The organism is Desulfoprunum benzoelyticum (assembly GCF_014201505.1).
GTDB lineage: Bacteria > Desulfobacterota > Desulfobulbia > Desulfobulbales > Desulfocapsaceae > Desulfoprunum > Desulfoprunum benzoelyticum.
The window spans coordinates 120,170-137,168 of the sequence record NZ_JACHEO010000009.1; the positions used below are offsets into that span (position 1 = coordinate 120,170).

Sequence of the window (16,999 nt, forward strand, 5' to 3'; positions counted from 1 at the left end):
CGAATTATTTGATTATACTTTAAATGGGCATGTGCACTAAAGGTCTCCTTGACGTATGCCGACCATCTTTTTTTCCTGTTTTTCGTTGTGAATTCAGTACAATTGGTTTTGTGGCGCTATCTATTTTTCAATTCCTATCATTGAGGGAGGAGTCTCTATCGAGGTGATGTATGAGTAAAACTGAAAGATTGGCGCAGTTACGACGTATCCTCGCCATCGACCCGGTCATCGAAGCAATCGTGCTGAGCGATGTCCCGCTCGATCAGAAGCGCCAAGGCCTGCGCAGCCATCTGTCGGAGATGCTGCTGAAAATGTTCGACGGTGAGGGTCAAATCGCGCCGCTGGAATGGATCACCTGTCGGGATGCGGTCTGGGTGCTGCGCAATATCCTGTCTCCGCGCAGCGAGGAATTGGCCGGCTTTTCAGTTCTGGACTACATCGATCGCCTGCTTCACCGCCCTGGCGAGCCCGGACTGCCCAGGCTCACGCCGGACTTTCTCGCCGAGTTCGAACACCTGATCAAGGGTGCCAACGGGCTGGCCGGGATCTACAAGGAAAAACCACCGGCCTTTCTGCGGCACACCGGTCGGAAGGCGGCCCGGTTGCGCTCGGCCGACCTCTCCAGGATGGCGAGGAGAGCGGCGACCTTTCAGCAGCGGTATGCCTGCGGTCTCGACCCGGAGCTCGTGCGCCGGCGCAGCCAGAGCCGGCAGAACATCCAGCAGCACTTCGGGATCACCGATCTGGAGTGGAACGACTGGCGGTGGCACACCAGCAATATCATCCGCAACGCCGATGTCCTCGGTCGGTTGATCACGCTTTCCGACGCCGAACGCCAGGCCGTCGAGGCGGCTCGTTCCCATCGCATTCCGTTCGGGATCACTCCCTATTACTGTTCGCTGATGGATCCGGACAATTCCGGCAGCTGGGATCGGGCCATCCGCGCCCAAGTCATCCCGCCCGGCCAATATGTCGAAAAAATGACGGCCCTCCGGTCCTCGCAGGACTGTTCGCTCGACTTCATGGTGGAGAGCGACACCTCGCCGATCGAAGGGATCACCCGCCGCTACCCGAACATCGTCATTCTGAAGCCGATCCTGACCTGTCCCCAGATCTGCGTCTACTGCCAGCGCAACTGGCAGATCGAGGATGTCTATTCCACCGAAGCGGCCCTCGGCCAGGCCAAGCTCGATCGGGCCCTGCAGTGGATCGAGGAAACCCCAGAGATTACCGAGGTGTTGATTACCGGCGGGGACCCGCTGCTGCTGAGCGACGAGAAGATCGACGAGATCCTGGCCCGATTGGCCCAGATCGACCACGTGGTCCGGATCCGCCTCGGCACCAGAACCCCGGTCACCCTGCCCCAGCGCATCACCGAGTCGCTGGTGCGGACGATCACCCGCTACCATGAGCCGGGGCGCCGGGAGATGATGATCGTGACCCATTTCGAGCATACCACCGAGATCACCCCCGAGGCGATGCAGGCGGTACAGCGGTTCCGACTGTTCGGGGTCAGCGTCTACAACCAGCTGGTGTTCACCTACTTCAACTCGCGCCGGTTCGAGACCGCGGCGTTGCGACAGAAGCTCCGCCTGATCGGAGTCACGCCCTATTACACCTTCAATACCAAGGGGAAAGAGGAAACCGACAACTACCGGGTGCCCCTGGCCCGGCTGCTGCAGGAGCAGCAGGAGGAGGCGCGGCTGTTTCCGGGGACGGTCCGGACCGACGAGATCGTCTTCAACGTGCCCCGGCTGGGCAAGAATTACCTGCGGGCCGGGCAGAACCGGGACATCATCTCCATCCTGCCGGATGGCCGGCGGGTATACGAGTTCCATCCCTGGGAAAAGAAGATGGCTTTGATGGATACGTATGTCTATACAGACATCTCCATCTATCAGTACCTGAGAAGGTTGAAAAGAGACGGAGAGCGGATGGATGATTATGAAACAATCTGGTATTATTACTGAAAGATGGGATTGTCGTTGTTGGCTGTGCTCGCCGCCTGGCAGAACAGCCTCGACCGGCGGCCGGTACTGCAGCTGATGGAATATGTTCTTTGGAGCCCAGCGGGTTGCAGGGTATGATGGAGGATGAACCTTCCCGAATCGTGGAACAGGAACTTGAAATATATGGGACATCTTCGTATTCATGAGACATGGCGCATGTTTTCCAGGGACCGGAGTAGCTGGCGTTCACGGCAAGGGATTGGGTACGATGCGACCGTATCGCCGGTTTCATCATATAGTCTTTGCAAGAACCAGTAAGCACGCGGATAACAGGAGAAGATCATGAAACCGATTATAAGGGTGGCTGTGGCAATATCGGTTGTACTTGCCGCCGGCTTTGCCAACGCCGGGACCAGGGACGAGGTTCTGCAGCGCGGCTACCTGCAGTGCGGCGTCTCGACCGGAGTCCCCGGCTTTTCCCATCCCGATGACAACGGCAACTGGGTAGGGCTCGATGTCGACTTCTGCCGCGCCGTCGCCGCCGCGACCCTGGGCGACGCCAGCAAGGTCAAATACATCCCCCTCAATTCGAGAGAGTGCTTCGCCGCCCTGCAGTCCGGCGAGATCGATCTGCTGTCGCGGGGCTCGACCTATACCCTGACCCGTGACTCCTCGTTGGGACTCAACTTTGCCGGCGTCACCTACTATGACGGTCAGGGATTTCTGATCGCAAAAAAGCTTGCTGCCAAAGAACCCGCCGACCTCAAGGGCGCCGCGATCTGCGTTTTGGCCGGCACGACCAGCGAGGCCAACCTCGCCGCCTACTTCCGGCAGCATGGAATGGACTTCAGGCCCGTGATCTTCGATACCTCGCCCGAGACGTTGAAGGGGCTTGAAACCGGCCGCTGCGACGTCCTCACCAGCGACCTGTCGCAACTGCACGGCTTGCGGCTCAAGCTGGCCCATCCCGAGAAGTATGTCATTCTGCCGACGGTCATTTCGAAGGAACCCCTGGGGCCGGCCGTGCGTCAGGGTGACGACAACTGGTTCGATATCGTCAAATGGACCCTGTTTGCGCTGGTCAACGCCGAAGAACTCGGCCTCACCTCCGCCACGGTCGACGAGATGATGCATGATCCCGATGCCGCGATCCAGAAATTTGTCGGCCGGCAAGGCATCAAGGGTGAAGGGCTCGGTCTCAAGGATGACTGGGCGGTCCAGATCGTCAGGCAGGTCGGCAATTACGGCGAGATCTTCGCCCGCAATGTCGGCGGGGAATCGCCGCTGCAGATCGATCGCGGCCTGAACAACCTGTGGAACCGGGGCGGCCTCCAGTACGCGCCGCCGCTGCAGTAACGGGGGCGAATGGCTTTATGATGACGGCACTGAACCGACAGCGGACCACTGAAGTGATGGTGGAACTCAGGGGGGTCCACAAGTGGTATGGCGATTTCCATGTCCTCAAGGACATCAACCTCAAGGTCTACAAGGGGGAACGGATCATCATCTGTGGTCCCTCGGGCTGCGGTAAATCGACCCTGATCCGCTGCATGAACCGTCTCGAGGAACACCAGCAGGGCGAGATCATCGTGGGCGGCATCATCCTCGATGACGACCTCCGGGGAGTCGATCAGGTCCGGCGCAACATCGGCATGGTCTTCCAGCAGTTCAACCTCTTTCCCCATCTGACGGTGCTGGAGAACTGCTGTCTGGCGCCGATCTGGGTCCAGAAGAAGTCACCCCGCGAGGCCGAGGCCATCGCCCTCCAGTATCTCGAGCGGGTCCATATCGCCGACCAGGCGGCCAAATTCCCCGGCCAGCTCTCGGGCGGCCAGCAGCAGCGGGTGGCGATCGCCCGCAGCCTGTGCATGAATCCGTCGATCATGCTCTTCGACGAGCCGACCTCGGCCCTTGATCCGGAGATGATCAAGGAGGTCCTCGACGTCATGGTCGACCTGGCCGACGAGGGCATGACCATGCTCTGCGTCACCCACGAGATGGGCTTTGCCCGGACGATCGCCGATCGGGTCCTGTTCATGGATGCCGGCGAGATCATCGAGGAAAACGAGCCCGACGCCTTCTTCGACCATCCCCAATCGGAGCGGACCAGGCAGTTTCTGAGCCGGATCCTGTAGCGGCCCGGTTCCGTTCGATCCCGGCGGCAAGAAAAAAGGCGGTTCCCTTCGCGAGGAACCGCCTTGTTTTTTTCCGCTGCTATGCCGTCAGGTGCTCAGGAGGCCTGCTCCAGGGCGACGGCCACCGACACCGAGGCGCCGACCATCGGGTTGTTGCCCATGCCGATCAGGCCCATCATCTCGACGTGGGCCGGGACCGACGACGAGCCGGCGAACTGGGCGTCGGAGTGCATCCGCCCCATGGTGTCGGTCATGCCGTAGGAGGCGGGGCCGGCCCCCATGTTGTCGGGGTGGAGCGTGCGGCCGGTGCCGCCGCCGGAGGCCACCGAGAAGTAGTTCTTGCCCTGCTGGATGCACTCTTTCTTGTAGGTGCCGGCCACCGGGTGCTGGAAACGGGTCGGGTTGGTCGAGTTGCCGGTGATCGAGACATCGACGCCTTCGAGGTGGTTGATGGCCACGCCCTCGCGGACGTCGTCGGCCCCGAAGCAGCGGACCTTGGCACGTTCGCCGCTGGAGTAGGGGGTCTCGGCAACCACATGCAGTTCGCCGGTCGCGTAGTCGAACCGGGTCTGGACATAGGTGAAGCCGTTGATCCGCGAGATGATCTTGGCGGCGTCCTTGCCGAGGCCGTTGAGGATGACCCTGAGCGGTGACTGCCGCACCCGGTTGGCAGAGCGGGCGATGCCGATCGCTCCTTCGGCGGCGGCGAACGATTCGTGGCCGGCCAGGAAGGCGAAGCATTTGGTCTCTTCCTTCAGCAGCCGGGAGGCGAGGTTGCCGTGGCCGAGGCCGACCTTGCGGTCGTCGGCGACCGAACCGGGGATGCAGAAGGCCTGCAGGCCCTCGCCGAGGCTGGCGGCGATGTCGGCCGCCTTCTTCTCGCCCTTTTTGATGGCGATGGCGGCGCCGAGGGTATAGGCCCAGCAGGCGTTTTCAAAGCAGATCGGCTGGATGCCGCGAACGATGGCGGCGACATCGACACCCTTGGCCAGGCACAGCTCCCGGGCCTCCTCCAGGGTCTGCATGTCGTAGTGGTTCAGGACCGGGGTGATCTGGCCGATCCGCCTGTCGTAACTTTCGAACAGTGCCATGATGATTCTCCTTATGCGTGTCGCGGATCGATGGTTTTGACCGCTTCCTGGAAACGGCCGTAGGTCCCGGAGGCCCCTTCGATGGCCTGGGCCGGGTCGACGCCCTTCTTGATCGCATCCATCATCCGGCCGAGGTTGACAAAGGAGTAACCGATGATCTCGTCGTTCTCGTCCAGGCCGATCTCTTTCACATATCCTTCCGCCATCTCCAGATAGCGTGGCCCCTTGATCCTGGTGCCGTACATCGTGCCGCAGACCGAGCGCAGGCCCTTGCCGAGGTCCTCGAGGCCGGCGCCGATCGGCAGGCCGCCCTCGGAGAAGGCCGACTGGCTGCGGCCGTAGACGATCTGCAGGAACAGCTCGCGCATCGCCACGTTGATCGCGTCGCAGACCAGGTCGGTGTTGAGGGCCTCGAGGATCGTCTTGCCGGGGAGGATTTCGGAGGCCATCGCCGCCGAATGGGTCATGCCGGTGCAGCCGAGGGTCTCGACCAGGGCCTCCTCGATGATGCCGTCCTTGACGTTGAGGGTGAGCTTGCAGGCGCCCTGCTGCGGCGCGCACCAGCCGATGCCGTGGGTCAGGCCGTTGACGTCGCCGACCTCCCTGACCTTGGTCCATCCGCCTTCCTGGGGGATCGGCGCCGGGCCGTGGTTGGCGCCCTGCGTCACCCGGCACATGTGCTCTATCTCAGAAGAATACTGCATACCGTTCTCCTTCAAAAAATGGGTTGAATGGATATTGCCGGCGACAGATCGCCTTTGGGAGATGGAGGTCTGCCGCTGGAAAATTCATGATCGATCCTTCACCGCGGTCGCAGGAAGACCGGAAACGGCCCGTTCTTCCCCTGGCCGGTCGTCTTCATGACGGCATGGGCCGTGCCGGCCGCGAATGCCCCAAGCCCTTTGGCGTCGGAGCGCTGTGGCGGTGTCAAATCGGTTGGTGCGCATATCACAGTTCGGTCATCGACGAAAAGAGGTCCCGGTCGGCCTCGATCTTCGCCCGGTTGCCGATGACGGCACGATGGCTTGCGGCCTGCATGGCGGCGAAGGCCGGGGCGAAGGATTGCAGATCGGCGGGGCTGGTGGCGATGATTTCCCGGAGCCGCTGTTGCTTGTACTCCGGGTCGATGCCGCTCAGGTATTCATTGCGGGCGGTGGCTGCCCGCGCCGCCGGACTCTGGAGCGGATTGTAACTGCCGTAGGTGCCGATCACCAGCTGCTCCATGATCGCCGGTGGCAGGTCGAGGTCGGAGACGACCTCGGGGATGGCGCCGTAGGCCTCGTAGGTCTTGCGCACCTGGGGGTCACGGTAACTGATCAGGGCGAAATTGCCGGTGACCTGGCTGAACTGGATGAAGCAGCCGTAGGCCCCGCCCATCTGGCGGACGGTGTTCCACAGGTAATCGCGGGAGAGGAAGGTTCTCAGCACCTCGAAATGACCGTTGTAGCTGGCGTTGTCGGTCAACAGGGCGCCGCCCTGGACGGCGAACACGACCTCGGCCGAGGTGATGAAGGCCTCGTGGTCGGGCAGCGTCAGCGCCGGCAGGTCATAGCGGGTTACCGGAGTCGCGGCCAGGGCCGCGGGGATGATCCCGCCGAGGGCGGCGATCCGGTCGAGCTCCTGGCGGTCGGCAGTGACGGCGAACAGCAGGTTGTCGCGATTGAACAGCAGGCGCGCGGTCTGCTGCAGGGCGGCGAGGAAGGTCTCCTCCATCCCGGCATAATTGAGTGCCAGTTGCTTGAGGGCCAGATAGGCGGTAGCGCCGTTGAACATCTCCTGGTAGCGTCCGGCGGGCCCGAGATGGGCGGAGACCCGGGCGGCGGCCAGACCGTAGCCCTCGCTCTGCACCGCATGTTCGGCCCAGGCGAATTCACGGCCGACGATCTCCCTGATCCGGGTCCGGTCGGCGAAGGAGACGTCGGCGAGGACCTCGGCGACGAGCTGCAGGGCCTGTTCCAGGTACTCGGGCAGGCACTTGAGGTGCAGCCACAGCACCGGCCGGGTCTTCTCCGGTTCGCCCCGCCGGGTGTAGGTGGTCAGGGAGTGGGAAAAGCTGCCGGTGCAGGTGGCGATCTCTTTGGCGAACTGCATGTAGTCGAGCTTGCTGGTGCCGATCTCGGTGATGATCGTGCCGAACAGATCGATCCACGGCAGGTGTTCGGGCGGGATGCAGGAGAAATCGAAGCCGAGGTCGAGGTAGGAGATATGGTTGGTCGCCAGCTCGCTGATCAGCACCTCCCGACCGAACATCGCCTGCGGCCGGACCGCATGGAAATCGACATCGGCGCTGAGGTCGGCTAAAGAGAGCTGGGGCAGCAGGGCGAGGGTGGCGACGTCGTTGGGGGCCAGCTGCATCGCCATCAGTTCCCGGGTGCGGCGGATCAGCTGCTCCTGCTGCTCCGGATCGAGGGTGGCGGCATAATCCTGCAGCCGCTGCTCCTCCACCGCCCTGGTTCGGGTCGGCTTGTCCGGGTCGGGGGTCAGGGTGATGACGGCGGTGGCGGGGTTGTCGAGCAGGTAGCGGCCGATCAACTCCTCGAAATAGCGCTCGTTCAGGGCCTTGCGGCGGATGGTGGCGATGAGGTCCTCGGCCTGCAGGCTGTCGAAAGGGTCGAGCCCGTACTTGAGGGCGTTCATCGCCTTGCCGATCAGGTCGAGGCCGCGCTGGGCCTTGCTCGATTCCTCGCGGAAATTGAACTCGTACTTGTTCAGTTCCGACAGCACCAGATCCCGGTCAAGCCCCTTGTCGACCATGCCCTTGAGGGTCGTGGCGTAGAGGTCGAGAAAGCGGTCGCGATGCTCGGCCTCGCTGCCGACCAGGTAGGTGATCATAAAGGTCCTGGTGCAGGACGAGGAGAGGAAGAAGCCGCCGAAATCCTTGCACAGGCCGCTGGAGACGATGGCCTTCTTCAGCGGCGAGCCATCGGAGTTGAAGAGCAGGTTGGCGATGACCTGGAAGGCGGCGTTCTGCTCCCGGTCGGCCACCGAGCCGACCGAGGTGCCGACGGCGAGGAAGGTCTTCTCGGCGGTATCGGGGGAATCGACGGCGTAGGTGTCGGTGATGGTGACCGGGGCGGTGGTGGTCTCTCCCTCGACGATTTCGCAGACCGTGCTTTTCCCGGGATAGGCGGCGAGGAAATTGTCCTGGAGGTAGGCGAGCTCGTCGGCCAGCGGGGCGTCGCCGTAGACGAAGAACATCGCGTTCGACGGGTGGTAATGGCGGTGGTGGAAATCGCAGAACTCCTCGTAGCTCAGGTCGGGAATGTTTTTAGGATCGCCGCCGGACTCGTGGGCATAGGTCGACCCCGGCATCAATCCGGCAAAGATGTGGAAGAAGATCAGCCTGATCGGGTCGGAGAAGGCGCCTTTCATCTCGTTGTAGACGACCCCCTGGTACTGCAGCGGACTGTCGGGACCCTCCTGGTGGTAATGCCACCCTTCCTGTTCGAAGGTGCTGCGGTGAAGCAGGGGGTTGAACACGACGTCGCAGTAGACGTCCATGATATTGAAATATTCCTTGAGATTGCGGGTGGCGAAGGGGTAGTAGGTGATGTCGCCGCCGGTCATCGCGTTGAGGAAGGTCATCAACCCGCCCTTGTGGATCTCGCCGAAGACATCCTTGACCGGGTACTTCTTCGAGCCCATCAGCACCGAGTGCTCGAGGATATGGGCGACGCCGGTCGAATCGGTGGGCACGGTGTTGAAGGCGACGGAGAAGGTCTTGTTGCTGTCGCCGTTCTTGATCGCCAGCAGGGGGCAACCAAGGATCTCGTGCTCGAGGAGGTAGACGTCGGCGTGAAGTTCGTCGATGAAGCGGTGTTCTTTCAGGGTGAAGCCTGAATAGGTGCTGCCTGGAGTGAATGTCATGTCGATCCTTGGTGCTGAGCCCGGCTGTGCGGGGATAAGGCTAAAAGAGTTTGTCCGAGTCGACCAGCAGGGTCACCGGGCCGTCGTTGACCAGCTCCACCGCCATGAAGGCCTGGAATCGGCCGGCCGCCGCCCCAATCCCGCGCTGGCGGATTTCCTTTATGAAGCGCTGGTAGACCGGTTCGGCATGGGCCGGCGGCGCCGCATCGGTAAAGCCCGGCCTCCGGCCCTTGCGGCAGTCGCCATAGAGCGTGAATTGCGACACGATAAGTATCTCCCGGCCGATATCCAGCAGCGAGCGGTTCATTTTTCCGTCTTCGTCTTCGAAAATCCGCAGGCCGAGTATCTTGTCGGCCATCCATTGTATCTCATCTGGCCCGTCGTTCCCATGGATACCGAGAAAAACGACGAGGCCGGGGCCGATCGCCCCCAGGATCTCTCCGCCGGACGTCACCTTCGCCCGGCTGACCCGTTGGATCACCGCCCGCATCTCACATCATCCTCTGCCGGGGTTGCCTACGGCTCTCCGGGGCGGAATGGTCGGGGCCGGCAAGGCAGAGGGCAATAGGGGCATCGGGGTGACAATCCTGAAGAAGAATGAGGAGGAGGCTGTGATAGACTTGATGATTGGGAAAACACATACCTACAGGATATACCGCCAGGACCGGGGACTGTCAACCGGGAAGTGGCCAGCGGGCAGACCGGCGGCGACAGCCTGGCCTGGCATCGCATCTGATGAGCCAGGAGGGGGCGGGGCAGGGCAATGGACATCCTCTCCGGAACGGTGTATTCCATTGTCGATGGTTTTCAGGTGACCTGACAGGTCAGCGTCCAACCCGTAGCCAAGGGGTGGATCGGCGCTCAAAGCCGGTGCGGAGGCTTACAGAGTCGCAACTGATTGCATCGATCGTCAGACAGGGGGTCCCTGGTATCGTCATCCTCCTTTGTCTAACGCTGCGGCGAGCAGATGCATCATGATGTCAGGTGTTCGTATAGGTTACTTTTGGTTTGTATAGGAAAAAATCGGCATATCTGCTGCCATCTTGGGTAACATCATCAAAAAACAGCCGCAGCTTCGCGATCCAGCTGCCGCAGCAGCAAAGAGAGATGTCAATGAGTGCGGAAAACACCAATAAATATCTGACGACGCGGGAAGTTGCCACTTTTCTCAATATCAACGAGAAGATGGTGTACTCGCTGGTTAACGACAAAGGGCTGCCGGCGACCAAGGTCACCGGCAAGTGGCTGTTTCCCCGGCGTCTCGTCGAGGAGTGGCTCGAATCCCATGTTCTCAACTTTCAGAAGACGGGGATCGATCGGTCATCCAATGACGGGATTCTGCTGATGGCCGGCAGCGATGATCTGCTGCTGCAGCGGCTTCTGTCTCTCTATTACAGAAAAGGTCTGGGAATCGTCTTTTTCGCCAATCTCGGCAGCATGGGCGGATTGAAGAGCCTGCGGATGGGCCTCTGCCATATCGGTACCTGCCATCTGCTGCAGGATGACAATGCCGAGTACAACTTCGATTTTGCCAGGGAGGAACTGGAGCGGACGCCGGTATTCGTCAATTTCAGCCGGCGTGAGCAGGGGATCCTGCTGCAGAAGGGCAACCCCAAAGGCATTCATTGCCTCGCCGATCTGGCGAAAAAAGGGGTGCGGATCGTCAACCGGCAACTGGGGACCGGGACCAGACTGCTGCTCGATTACGAGATCTCCAAATCCGAAATTTCCGCCAGAATGATCGACGGCTACCAACGCGAGGTGGGGCGTCATCTGGATGCCGGACTCGAGGTTCTGTCCGGTCGGGCCGATGCGGCGCCGGCGATCAGGGCGGTGGCCGGCCTGCTCGATCTCGATTTCCTGCCGCTGCGCTGGGAACGCTATGATCTGCTGATCGCCCGGGAGCGGTTTTTTGAGAAGGGAATTCAGGATTTTATCAGCCTGCTGCACGACCAGGAATTCAGGGATATTGCCGCGTCGTTTACCGGCTATGATGTCTCCGCCTGCGGCAAGATGCTGTTTCCCGATAATTTTCAAGGCCGGGAGTGACGAACGAAGGGCCTTGCTTCACGATTGCGGTGGCGGCATGTCGGCTGTGGGGTGGTGTCTGGTCCGGCGCTGCGCTGGCCGAGGACGAGGGGCTGGCTGTCGACCATCGCCCGTTCAAGCCTTTACCGGCTGCCTGCCCGTTGATCTCTGGTGAGAAATACGTATGGAATTGTTACGAGACAGCCTGCTGTCAGCCTTTCTGCTGCTGATCCAGCTCGACCCGGAGTTGCTGTTCATCATCTGGGTGTCCCTCAAGGTCAGCACGCTCTCGACCCTCATCGCGTCGATCCTCGGCATCCCCGCCGGCCTGGTGCTGGCCCAGGCCGTCTTTCCGGGCAAGCGCTTCGTCCTTACCTGCCTCAACACCCTGCTGGCCCTGCCCACCGTCGTCATCGGTCTGGTCGTCTACGCCTTCATCTCCCGGCGGGGGACATTCGGTTCCTTCGGCCTGCTCTATACCCAGGAGGCAATCATCATCGGCCAGGTCATCCTCATCGTCCCGCTGGTGACGAGTCTGACGATTGCCGCCGTCAGCAAGCTCGACGAGCGCTACCGCCTGTCGGCGATGACCCTCGGCGCCGATCGCTACCAGACGGCCCTGGTGATCTTCCGGGAGGCCCGGTTCGGGATCGTCGCCGCCGTCGTTGCCGCCTTCGGGCGGGTGATCGCCGAGGTCGGGATCGGGATGATGCTCGGCGGCAACGCCAAGGGCTTCACCCGGACGATGACGACCGCCATGGCCCTCGAGTATGACAAGGGCGAATATGTCCTCGCCGTCGCTCTGGGCGTCGTGCTGATGACGATCGCCTTCGGGGTCAACCTGCTCTTTCATTTCTTTCAGGGCAGAATGAAAACCGATGCTCTATGAGTTGTCCGGACTTTCGCTATCGGCCGACTGCCGGCCGGTCCTGATCGGAGACCGCATCGTCGTCGTCCCCGATGATGCGGCCCACCTCCAGCCCAACAATGGATATCAGCGACCGCTGCATGATTGATCGGTATCCGGGCAATGCCGCAGTGGCGACTGCAGGCGGTCAGATTTTTCCGGTGGCGAGCAGAACCGCGACCGTCAGCCCGAGGCCGACCCGGTAGTAGCCGAAGAGTGCCATCCCGTGATGGTTGAGGTAGGAGACCATCCATTTGATTGCGGCAACGGCGGAGAGGAAGGCGAAGACAAGGCCGACGCTCAGCGACAGAGGGTCGAAAATACTCAGCATTTCCTGGCCGTGCTTGACCGTGTCGTAGGCCGTTGCCCCGCCAAGGGTGAGGACGCCGAGCAGGAAGCTGAACTCGACCGCCGCCGGCAGCGACATCCCGACCAGCACCCCGCCGACGATAGTGATCAGGCTGCGGCTGACCCCGGGCCACATCGCGATGCACTGGGCGATACCGATGATCAGGGCCATTTTCCAGGTCAGATCATCCAGGGCGACGCCGTTCCGGGCAGCCTGCGGCCGCGATTGCCGGTACCAGTGGACGGCGAGGATCGCCATCCCTCCCGCCAGCCAGGCGGCCACGACCGGCCAGGGGCCGAACAGCCAGGCCTTGATGACTCCGTTGAACAGCAGACCGATGACCGCCGCCGGCAGGAAACCGACAATGATATTGATGAGGAGCCGCCGTCCGGACGGGTCCCTGCCGGCCATCCCGGCGAAAATCTGGCGGACCCGGCGAAAATAGAGGCCGAGGACGGCGATGATGGCGCCGGCCTGGATGCAGATGGTATAGGCCTCGATCGCATCCTGGGAACGTTGATCGCCATTGCCGACGCTGTTGCCGTCGATGCCCATGATCCGCTGGGCGAGGAGGAGGTGGCCGGTGGAACTGACCGGCAGGTATTCGGTCAGTCCTTCGACGACGCCGAGGATCGCGGCCTGACCGACGCTCATCGCCGGCTGTCCGGTCGTATCCGGTCCGGGTGGTTCGGCGGTTGCGGCCGCCGGGAGCGAACTGCCCAGACCGAGGCCGGCACAGAGGAACAGGAGGAGAAAATAGCGGATCGGCGTCATGCTCGGGGAAGGACCTTGTCGGATTGCGGCGTCAGGCAATGTGGCCGGTGAGAGCGGTTCAGGAATACGGCGTGAACCTACCATGGCCTCCAGCCGATGGCAAGCCCGATGTTATTGGTCGAACCCGGCTTATGAAGGGTGCCCGGACCCTATTTGCGGCCGAGGGCCCTCTCCAGCCCGGCCATGGCGATCCGGTAGCCGTACAGGGCCCGAAAGTAGTTGCTCTCGGCCTGGCTGAGCAAGGTCCGCGAGTCGAGGACCTCGGTCGAGGTGATGACCTGGTTCTGGTACTGCAGGTTGGTGATCCGCCAGTTCTCCCGGGCCTGTTTACGCCCCTCGGCCGCGGCGGCTATGCTGTTTTCGGCGACCTGCAGTTCGAGCCAGGCCTGCTTCACGGCCAGCCGGATCTGATCGTCGACCTCCCGCTGCCTCTCGGTCAAGGCCTGTCTGGAATACCGCTGTTTGGCGACGACCGCCCCGGTCCTGCCCCATTCGAAAAAATCCCATCTGGCCGTCAGCGTGATGCTGGCGTTATGGTCGTTGCCATAGTCGTTGGTTTCGGCCCCGGGATCGCTGCCGTTCTGTTCGTATCTGCCGGTGACGGCAATGGTCGGATAGTAGCCGCTTTGGGCGAGAGTGATGGCGTGGTCGAGGTTGTCGAGCCCCAGCCGGTAGCTCTGCAGGACCGGGCTGTGCCGCCGGGCCTCGTCGTACAGGGCCTGCAGTTCGAGAGGGCGGATGGTGAGGGCGGTGAAATCCTCCAGGGTCCGGCCCGGTTCGATTTCATACCCCATGATCCAGCTCAGGCGGCTGCGGGCGATCTCGCTCGCCGCCCTCGCCCGCTCTCTTTCCTGGATGGCATTGGCCAGGGAGGCCTCGGCCTTGAGCAGATCGTTGCGGGAGTTGAGACCCTGGGCCAGAAAGCCGGCGGCGTCGTGGCGATGGGCGGTCAGCGCGGTGACGTTGTCCTCGGCAACAAGGTTGAGACGGGCCGCCAGCAGTGCCTCGAACCAGGCGATCCGCAGGTCCTGGCTCACCGTGACAATCTGTTGCTGCCGCTCCAGTTCCCGGATCTCGGCCCCGATCTTCGCCATCTCGTGCCGGCTGGTGACGGCGAAGCCGGTGAACAGCGGTTGGCTCAGGGACAGGTCCCAACGGTGGACATCGTCATTGCCGACGACGATAGGGGTCCCGCCGATGCGCTGGAACGGTTCGTCCTTCAGCCGCGCATAGCCGTACTGGGCCGAGGCCTTCGGGAGGAAATCGGCCCGGGTCGCCTTGATCTCTTCACGGGCCCCGTCGCGGATCGCCTCGGCCTCCCTGATCAGGGGACTGTGGCGAAGGGCGATGGCGATGGCCTCGTCGAGGGTCAGAAGCGGTTCCTGGCCCGCTGCGGCAAGGCCTGGGGCAACCAGCAGGAGAAGGAAGCAGAGAAGGGCGGCGAATCTGGTCATAGCCCATGTTTAACACCAGGAATTATTTCTCTCGCCAAAACAGCCAGATAGTCGGCAGAAAAATTCCCAGTGGCACTACATCCACGTCGTTGACCTCACACCACCATCTTCCTGACGCCAACCGGAGAGGCTGAGAGGCCCAGCGCTTCGTAGAGCTGTTGCAGTTTCGGTTCGGCGACGGTGGTCTTGCGGACATGCAGCGTTCTACCGTCCTTTTGTCTGAAGGTCGCAGTGATCCGGCGCTGTCCTGCAAAGATCCGTCGCAGGGTCGACCAGCTTTCCTGGAAGCCTTGATCCTTCAGGCGGCGACGCAGGACTTGCACCGCCTGATAGGCCAGCACCGTGATGAACAGGTGCCCCTCCGCCCGATCCTCCCGGTGATGGTAGATCGGCCGCAGACCCAACTCCGACTTGAGGCTGCGGAAGACCGCCTCCAGATCGGTGAGCATGGTATAGGTGCGCCACAGGGTGTCCTCATCCCAGCTCAACTCGTTGGTGCGCAGGCAGTAGACCCCGGGGTGAGTCACCATCGTCCCGGCAACCGGCTGCTTTTCCCAGTTCAGGGCCACGATCTTGTCGCCGGCGGCATCCGGCGTCAGTTCGATCCGGTAATGCTGGGCGATGCCGTGGCTCTTCTCCTGCAGCCGGCCGAGTCGCTGCAGGATTTTGTCGCGACGTTTGTCGCCGCGCGGGGTCTGCAGGGCGGCGGCAAGCTTTGCCAGGCCGCGCTCGAATCGCTCGCTGAACCGCTGCGTTATCGCGGTTTCCTTGTTCTCTCGCTGGCCGGAGTGGCAGTAGAGGCGCAACTCGGTACCATCCTCGCTCAAGACCCGTTGAATCCGCACCGTATTCTTTGCAGCCGTAGTCACCGCGATCGCCTGCTCGGCGGCGAATTGCCGTTTTCTCTCGCGGCTGACCACCAGATAGCGATAGTGCTGGCCCGTCAGCCAGGCAATATTGGCCTCGGTGGCTATCCCCCGGTCCATGATTACCAGGGCCCCTGCCGGGGCCGCCAGCCCGGTCAGCATCTGTTCGAGGGTGGCGGCCTCGATGGCGTTGCCCTCGAACATCCGCGAGCGCCGAACAAACCCACTGCCATCGAGGACCAGGCCGAGGGTCACCAGCGGACAATCGGACCGTTTTTCCTTGGAATGGCCCCGTCTGGCCTTGCCGTTACCGGCCATCGCCCCCTCGAAATAGGTATTGGTCAGATCATACAGCGTTACCGTGGCCGGCAGCGAAAACAGGTCACTGATCCGGGAGAACAACCGTGCTTCGATGGCCTGGCGGTGTCGGACCAGCAGATCCGAGGTTCGATACAGCCGTATCAACGGCATCGCCTCGTAGTCGACATCGAGCAATTCCCCCAGCCCGCTCTGTCCGGTCAGCCAGGCATAGGTCGCCAGCTCGCTCCCCGGCTCGGCCATCCGGCCGATGATACTGCCGAGCGTGGCCGCCTGCTGCACCCCGTTCAAACCGACCTCCGCCAGGATCTGCCGCAACTGAAGCTCCGCCAAAGCCGCCAGCCCGGCATGCTCCACGCCGATGGAGCGGGGACGGACCAGTTCCAGGGAATCAATGTCGACCTCCTGATAATCGACGGTCTCCCGGACCTCGCCCCTCTCCTCCTTCGGGCCGCTCATGACCAGGCGGGCGGCGTAGCGCTGCGCCAGCTTCTCTACCGCAGGGGCTTCGGGGATCAGGCTCAGCTGACCGGCCAGAATCTGTTCGATTCTGGTACAGAGTTGCGGCCAGAGCTCCTTGGCAAGATCGAAATTTTTGCCCAGATTGAGCAGGGTCTGTTGCCGCACCTTGCCGCCGGTCCGTACCGAGGAGACCAGTCGGAAGGTGCTGTAGGTTTCCCCGGTCGGGCTGCTGCTGGTTTTGGTTTGTCGAATATACATGGCCACAGCATAGCCATATCCGGGGGAAAAAGTCAATCCCCTGAAATAATATTATGGCACTACAAAGTGACCCTAACCCGTATTTCTCACTTAAAGAATGCAATAAGGCCACAAGCGTTGTATATTTATTGTGATTCCGGCACGATAAATAACACAACACGAGTGGCCTTATGAGAACAGAGTGTACAAGAAACTACAAATCATTTCAAGCTTTGGGGAAAAGAGAAATAGTCGCTGATTTCAGCGGAGGGACCATTACTTCCGATGGCGGTGGTTTGTTGCTGCGGGAGGTGGAGCAGCGTACGGCCGTTCTTCAGCGTTTTGCCCAATGCTTCACCGACTATCGTGATGAGAAACGTATAGAGCACAGTATATTGACCCTGGTTTCCCAGCGAGTAATCGGTCTTGCGCTGGGATACGAAGACCTCAACGATCATGATCATCTAGCCAAAGATCAGATGCTGGCGATCGCGGTAGGGAAAACCGACCCGACGGGTATGGACCGGAAATCCGAGCAGGACAAGGGGAAACCGCTCGCAGG

General features: G+C 61.7%; 14 protein-coding genes. 7 read left to right on the forward strand and 7 right to left on the reverse strand.

Annotated elements, in window-relative coordinates; translation table 11 throughout:
* Positions 1–170 precede the first annotated feature (170 nt).
* The 3 genes from HNQ81_RS09395 (at position 171) to HNQ81_RS09405 (ending at position 4,084) form a co-directional block, all read left to right on the forward strand.
* Complete coding sequence (locus HNQ81_RS09395) at positions 171–1,970, forward strand: KamA family radical SAM protein (RefSeq protein WP_183350680.1); 1,800 nt, start codon at positions 171–173, stop codon at positions 1,968–1,970.
* Between the two features lie 321 nt (positions 1,971–2,291).
* Positions 2,292–3,305, forward strand: coding sequence for an amino acid ABC transporter substrate-binding protein (locus HNQ81_RS09400; protein WP_183350682.1), 1,014 nt, complete (start codon positions 2,292–2,294; stop codon positions 3,303–3,305).
* Positions 3,306–3,361: 56 nt separating this feature from the next.
* Positions 3,362–4,084 (forward strand): amino acid ABC transporter ATP-binding protein, encoded by a 723-nt coding sequence (locus HNQ81_RS09405; protein WP_183350723.1) that lies wholly within the window; start codon positions 3,362–3,364, stop codon positions 4,082–4,084.
* A 95-nt stretch (positions 4,085–4,179) separates the two neighbouring features.
* Here the strand turns inward: HNQ81_RS09405 and HNQ81_RS09410 are convergent, their stop codons facing one another.
* The 4 genes from HNQ81_RS09410 to dtd form a co-directional block, all read right to left on the reverse strand.
* Complete coding sequence (locus HNQ81_RS09410) at positions 4,180–5,175, reverse strand: GGGtGRT protein (RefSeq protein WP_183350684.1); 996 nt, start codon at positions 5,173–5,175, stop codon at positions 4,180–4,182.
* A gap of 11 nt (positions 5,176–5,186) precedes the next feature.
* Positions 5,187–5,879 (reverse strand): iron-sulfur cluster assembly scaffold protein, encoded by a 693-nt coding sequence (locus tag HNQ81_RS09415; RefSeq protein ID WP_183350686.1) that lies wholly within the window; start codon positions 5,877–5,879, stop codon positions 5,187–5,189.
* A gap of 244 nt (positions 5,880–6,123) precedes the next feature.
* Positions 6,124–9,042, reverse strand: a complete 2,919-nt coding sequence (locus HNQ81_RS09420; protein WP_183350688.1) for an insulinase family protein — start codon at positions 9,040–9,042, stop codon at positions 6,124–6,126.
* A gap of 40 nt (positions 9,043–9,082) precedes the next feature.
* Positions 9,083–9,532, reverse strand: coding sequence for a D-aminoacyl-tRNA deacylase (gene dtd, locus HNQ81_RS09425; RefSeq protein WP_183350690.1), 450 nt, complete (start codon positions 9,530–9,532; stop codon positions 9,083–9,085).
* 623 nt (positions 9,533–10,155) lie between these two features.
* On the opposite strand from dtd, the gene HNQ81_RS09430 reads away from it, so the two are divergent.
* The 3 genes from HNQ81_RS09430 to HNQ81_RS09440 all read left to right on the forward strand — a co-directional run bounded on the left by HNQ81_RS09430 (position 10,156) and on the right by HNQ81_RS09440 (position 12,086).
* Positions 10,156–11,091 carry a substrate-binding domain-containing protein gene (locus HNQ81_RS09430; RefSeq protein WP_183350692.1) on the forward strand — a complete coding sequence of 312 codons (936 nt, stop codon included), beginning with the start codon at positions 10,156–10,158 and terminating at the stop codon, positions 11,089–11,091.
* 163 nt (positions 11,092–11,254) lie between these two features.
* Positions 11,255–11,959 (forward strand): ABC transporter permease, encoded by a 705-nt coding sequence (locus HNQ81_RS09435; RefSeq protein ID WP_183350694.1) that lies wholly within the window; start codon positions 11,255–11,257, stop codon positions 11,957–11,959.
* Positions 11,949–12,086 (forward strand): hypothetical protein, encoded by a 138-nt coding sequence (locus HNQ81_RS09440; RefSeq protein ID WP_183350696.1) that lies wholly within the window; start codon positions 11,949–11,951, stop codon positions 12,084–12,086. The genes HNQ81_RS09435 and HNQ81_RS09440 overlap by 11 nt, the downstream gene beginning before the upstream one ends.
* 39 nt (positions 12,087–12,125) lie before the next feature.
* On the opposite strand, the gene HNQ81_RS09445 is transcribed toward HNQ81_RS09440, so the two are convergent.
* The 3 genes from HNQ81_RS09445 to HNQ81_RS09455 all read right to left on the reverse strand — a co-directional run bounded on the left by HNQ81_RS09445 (position 12,126) and on the right by HNQ81_RS09455 (position 16,458).
* Entirely contained in the window at positions 12,126–13,100 is a 975-nt protein-coding gene (locus tag HNQ81_RS09445; RefSeq protein ID WP_183350698.1) for an undecaprenyl-diphosphate phosphatase, read from the reverse strand.
* Positions 13,101–13,249: 149 nt separating this feature from the next.
* Positions 13,250–14,554 carry a TolC family protein gene (locus tag HNQ81_RS09450; protein ID WP_183350700.1) on the reverse strand — a complete coding sequence of 435 codons (1,305 nt, stop codon included), beginning with the start codon at positions 14,552–14,554 and terminating at the stop codon, positions 13,250–13,252.
* Between the two features lie 95 nt (positions 14,555–14,649).
* Positions 14,650–16,458 carry an IS1634 family transposase gene (locus tag HNQ81_RS09455; protein WP_183350702.1) on the reverse strand — a complete coding sequence of 603 codons (1,809 nt, stop codon included), beginning with the start codon at positions 16,456–16,458 and terminating at the stop codon, positions 14,650–14,652.
* 170 nt (positions 16,459–16,628) lie between these two features.
* On the opposite strand from HNQ81_RS09455, the gene HNQ81_RS09460 reads away from it, so the two are divergent.
* The coding region (locus HNQ81_RS09460; protein ID WP_183350704.1) for a transposase at positions 16,629–16,999 on the forward strand (371 nt) is incomplete at its 3' end.